Below are 255 nucleotides of genomic sequence, written 5' to 3'. Positions count from 1 at the left end.
TGGTGACATCGGCAGTTGGTTGTGAAGTTAGTACAATTTCGTAGGTATCTGTCGCGCCACCTTCGGTGATATTCCTGCTACTGCCGGATTGGGTAATTGTGACTCCGGCGGTATCGTTGTCGGTGATATTGGCGGTGACGGAATTAATCGTAATTCCGTTATAGTTGGCGTCGCTGCTGGTAGCTGTATGAGAAATAGTGCCGCTATGATTTCCTTCGGCGACGTTATCGTTAATTGCACTAACTGTGACTGTTT

1 pseudogene is annotated in these 255 nt (G+C 47.5%); it reads right to left on the bottom strand.

The features are described from left to right. Positions 1-255, bottom strand: a pseudogene (locus MiSe_RS50345) (DUF4114 domain-containing protein); the annotation flags it as partial.

The organism is Microseira wollei NIES-4236, from assembly GCF_020521235.1.
Lineage (GTDB): Bacteria > Cyanobacteriota > Cyanobacteriia > Cyanobacteriales > Aerosakkonemataceae > Microseira > Microseira wollei.
This window is presented reverse-complemented; position numbering and strand designations above follow the sequence as displayed.